Annotated in this window: 3 protein-coding genes and 1 pseudogene; all 4 read right to left on the bottom strand. The window is 42.0% G+C overall.

All coding sequences use genetic code 11. The features are described from left to right. Positions 1-222, bottom strand: a pseudogene (locus tag ACXAC4_RS21155) (hypothetical protein); the annotation flags it as partial. 22 nt (positions 223-244) lie between these two features. Beyond that, entirely contained in the window at positions 245-1666 is a 1422-nt protein-coding gene (locus ACXAC4_RS21150) for an HlyD family type I secretion periplasmic adaptor subunit (protein WP_475165162.1), read from the bottom strand. Beyond that, positions 1663-2739: an ATP-binding cassette domain-containing protein gene (locus ACXAC4_RS21145; protein WP_475165161.1), complete on the bottom strand. Its 1077-nt coding sequence runs from the start codon at positions 2737-2739 to the stop codon at positions 1663-1665. The genes ACXAC4_RS21150 and ACXAC4_RS21145 overlap by 4 nt, the downstream gene beginning before the upstream one ends. Beyond that, positions 2681-3487, bottom strand: an 807-nt coding sequence (locus tag ACXAC4_RS21140; RefSeq protein WP_475165159.1) for an ABC transporter transmembrane domain-containing protein, incomplete at its 5' end; no start/stop codon positions are given. The genes ACXAC4_RS21145 and ACXAC4_RS21140, both read right to left, overlap by 59 nt.

Genomic DNA, 3487 nt, shown 5'->3' with positions numbered 1-3487 from the left:
AGCGGTCATACCTGGTAACTGGGACACAAGACTCCAGCACCTCATGGTTGCGGTTAATTTTTGTAGCTGCACTTGCCAATCCGCAGAGTCTGCAAGTAACCAGACTAATGTGTCTGCTAATAATTTCTTAGGGCAGGCTGTCTGAATTACGCAATTTGGAAATGCACTTAGCCAGTGAGGCGATTGCAAGTCATCTTGTGTAATAAAAATACTGCGACGCATGATTACTCCATTAAAAAGCCCGCTAGCGTTCACTCATTGCCAGCGACGTTGCACGCAAAATTGGTTTGAATAAATACTCAAGAACCGTTTTTTTACCGGTAATAATATCGACTTGTGTAGTCATTCCCGGAATGATGGTTAGGTTGTCTGCAAAGTGATTACGATTTGTTTTAAGCTGCACTAAGTAAAATGTATTGTCTCTGTCATCTGTAATCGTATCAGCGCTGATATGAGTAACTTCAGCCTCTAAGCCGCCATAGATCGCAAAATCATAAGCACTAAATTTAATCATTGCAGCTTGACCTGGGCGTAAAAAAGCAATGTCTTTAGGTAGAATTTTAGCTTCAACAACCAATTGATCATCGAGTGGAATAATTTCAATTGCGTCGCTGCCAGGTTGGAGTACTCCGCCAACTGTGTTGACTAATAGGCGTTGAACCGTTCCATTGACGGGGGAGCGAATATCCGTTTGTGCAACTTTATCAGCAAGTCCAGACTCAGTTTCTTTCATTGCATCAAGCCTGAGTAAGGCTTCTGATAGCTCATTACTCCAGCGATTTATCATGGCAAGCTCAACTTCGGTGACTTTGTTTTTTGCTTCATTTATAGCTGATAGGCTACGATTTATTGCCGCTTTTGTTCGATTTATTTCACCTGTATGTTCAACAATTTGGCGCTCTAAGCGAATTATATCTATGTCTGATACCGCACCTGTGCGAAGTAGGGGGCGAGTTACTGCTAACTCTCGGTTAGCTAAACTCAATGAATTCGTGTGTTGCTGTAATGCAGCCCTAGCTTCGGCATAATCTTGTCGACGCTGCTCTAATTGGCGTTTATGAATGGTAACCTGTTGCTCCAGTTCTTTGTTACTGCTTTCAAAAATAGCTTGTTCATGTAGAACCGCGTCCGGTGCTTGCTCTATCAAGCTGGCAGCAAATAGCAGAGGTTTTTTTTGCGTAAGAGCTTTTAATCGCTCAACTTTAGCAGTCAAAGACAGTACCTTAGCTTGGTTTTCTCTAAATGAAGAAATAAACCGTGTGGGATCAATTTTTATTAAAACATCACCTGCATTAACAACTTGTCCTTCACGTACAAATATCTGCTCGACCATACCACCATCGTACGACTGCACTATTTGCAATTTGTGAGATGGGATTACACGGCCTTCTCCTCTGGCTACTTCATCAAGGTGAGCAAATCCCGACCAAACAATAAGCGCAACAATACTGATACAGATAATGTAAAGCAGTAATCGGGCACTTGCTGGTTGTTGCTGCATTTTTTCCCATTGTGCGTCAACGACCCAGTCTTGACTATTTGGCGGTGATAACCAACCGGAAAAAAGCTTAGAGAAAATAGAGGGACGTTTTGCTTTTTGCTTTTCCAGCACCTTGTTTAGATGTTCAAATGAGCGCTGTTCAATAGGTAAGTTTTTATTACTCATGATACTTTTCCTACTGTATGGTTATTTAAAGCCGATAACACCTGTGCCTTGGGGCCATCAGCAACCACTTTGCCGTTATCAAGTACAATGATGCGGTCTACCAGCTCGAGTAATGAGGTTCTGTGAGTGACGACAATTAGGGTCTTCTCTTGGCAGTTGCGCTTGATATTGTTAATAATTTTACTTTCGCTATTGTGATCAAGTGCTGATGTGGGTTCATCCATCAGTAAGATGGGCGGATTGTTCAGAAGCGCACGTGCAATCCCAACAGCTTGGCGCTGCCCGCCAGAAAGTAGCCGGCCTTGTTCACCCACTTGTAGGTCAAAACCATCTGGGTGTGAGTTTATTAACTCAAATAATTGGCTTTGTTGACACGCAGATAAAATTTGCTCATCTTCAGCATGCCATGCACTAAGGGTGATATTGTCTTTAAGGGTGCCAAAAAATAAAGAAATTGTTTGTGGTACATAGCCAATGTTATGTCGTAACTCGGCAGGATCGATCTGATGGATATCATTATTATCTATTAAGATACTGCCAGAAGTTGGTTCATACAGGCCGAGAATTAATTTTTCAATTGTGCTTTTACCAGAGCCATTGCGACCAAGAATCGCTACTTTTTCACCAGACTTTATTTTAAAGCTAACACCACTTAATGCTTCATTGCTTTCTTGAGAGTACTTAAACCGAACATCATTAAATTCAATATCACCCAGTAGTACAGGGTGACTTAGCCAGTGCTTGCCGGCTGGGCGTTCAACTTCATTATCCATAATTTCATTGAGTGAATGCATTGCAATTGCGGCATGATGAAACTGAGCTAGCACAGCAGCAGATTGGGTAATTGGAGCCATAGTACGCGACGAAAGTAAGTAGGCTGCAATGAGCCCTCCTTGAGTGAGGTCACCGGAAATAATGAGATGTACGCCAACCATCATAATTATGACCCCAACACATTGCTGAACCCATGAACCTGCATTGCTGATAGAAGATGAAATTAAGCGGCTTTGCGCGTTAACGCGAGCAATGTAAATTGTTGATTTTCTCCCAATTGGACTGAGTTTTACACTCACTATGAAAGCTTTTTACATCTTCAATATTAGTTAAGCTTTCAACTAAAATTGCATTGCGCATAGAGCTTGCTTTCATTGTTTGCTCTGAGAGGCTTTCAAGCTTTCGGTGGGCTGCTAATGCGTAACAGAGTAATATCAAAGCCCCGACGATTATTGGTAAGCTTAATTCGACGCCAATAATAGCGATTACGATTAAATAGAGTAAAACAAAAGGTAAATCGACAAGCGCAATAAGGGTCATAGAGCTAAAGAAGCCTCTGACCGCTTCAAATGATTGAATATTACTTGCAAACGAACCTGCAGAAGCGGGGCGGTTTTTTAGTTTCATGCCAAGTACGCGTTCCATAATGACAGCTGAAACTTTGACATCAATACGACTTGCTGCCAGCTCCACAAAGTAACTTCGAACTAACCGTAAAATAAAATCTGCGGTGAGTGCAATTAAAACACCGCTTGCCAGCACCCATAGGGTTTCTACTGCATGATTGGGTACAACACGGTCATACACATTCATAACAAAAAGCGGCATCGCAATTGATAATACGCCTAATGCAATGGCAGAAACGACTACATCTTTGTATAAACTTCGGCACTCTTTGATGACTCCCCAAAACCAGCCATCTTTGGCTAATTTTTGTAGTACAGGGGAGCGTGCGTCAAAAGCGAATTCGGGCTGTGCATAAATAACCATTGCTGTGCTGCTATCAGCAAGTTTTGTAATACTGATTTTAACGGCGGAGTCATTTAA

The sequence above is a fragment of the Pseudoalteromonas sp. AWM4_233 genome, from assembly GCF_056158285.1.
This window is presented reverse-complemented; position numbering and strand designations above follow the sequence as displayed.

Bases quoted from the DNA above. Each gene is read 5' to 3' on its own strand.
- ACXAC4_RS21150 (WP_475165162.1), bottom strand. From the start codon at position 1,666: ATGAGTAATAAAAACTTACCTATTGAACAGCGCTCATTTGAACATCTA.